The 1,019-nt window shown below is 36.8% G+C and carries 1 protein-coding gene; it reads right to left on the bottom strand.

Annotated features, from left to right (window positions below):
* Positions 1–338: 338 nt before the first annotated feature.
* Positions 339–920, bottom strand: a complete 582-nt coding sequence (locus tag AC27HL_RS19510; RefSeq protein ID WP_487082722.1) for a hypothetical protein — start codon at positions 918–920, stop codon at positions 339–341.
* Between the last annotated feature and the right edge of the window lie 99 nt (positions 921–1,019).

The following is a 1,019-nucleotide window of genomic DNA, read 5'->3' as shown; positions in this document are numbered from 1 at the left end:
TTGTTATATGCAGCGCAATTTAAAACAAACACTACACGAATTTAAAGGCACCCGTTATAAAACAACCAGCCGTGAACTTTTGAGCGTTAGCACAACTGGCTGAACTAAATTAATAACTTTGTTACCTTTGAAAAAGATATAAATAACAAAGTTTATTAGTGCATACACTAAACACTTTTAGCGAAAAACACTAAGTAAAAAATCTCTTGCTCTAAAACGTAATTCTTTAAAGCATATAACGCCCGCATAAGGGGCTGATAATAGCTTGCTAAAATGTGCAGCGAAGCGGAACCGAGCAAGCTGTTAGCAGTCCCGTTCTTAATGCGCTTGTTATGCTACTAGAGCTCTTTAAATTGTATATTACTAAAAAATTCTTCGGCGCTTTTATTTAATTCAGGGTACTTTTTGCCTTTAAAATGACGAAGTGAATACTCTGTATGTACGCCAACAGATTTTTTAAATGGGTGTATGCAATTATACCCAATATACTCTATTTGCATTACGGCTGATTTATTACCATCAATTTTAGCATTGTTATCTTGAGAAATTGTTCTGTGCTTTACGCATGTTGCACCATTAAGATTTACTAATTCTTCGACGTTTTCTTTAAGTTCAAACCTGCCAATATCAGGTGAAGATGCTCTATGCTTGACTACGTGCGATAAGAATTCTTTATCCGAAGGGAATTCAGGGATTTCATAGAGAGACATATTTATAACGCCACTACCGTTATCTGTCACTTTAGCGCCAAGAGCAACTTGGTAGCCACTTGAAGTAATAACAGACCAACTGCCATTTTGGGGTGATATTGATGTAACACCATAAATATTTACAGGTGTGCCTGAATTCAATTTAGGGGAAGTTGTTGCGCATGAAGTCACAAACAACAACGAAGTCATAATGATGGTTAGTTTAAACACCGAACTCTCCTTGTAGCATAACGCCCAATTAAGGGGCTTTTTATAGTTTGCCAAAATGTGTAGCGAAGCGAAACCAGGCAAACTGTAAAAAGTCCCGCT

The sequence above is a fragment of the Colwellia aquaemaris genome (assembly GCF_057548755.1).
This window is presented reverse-complemented; position numbering and strand designations above follow the sequence as displayed.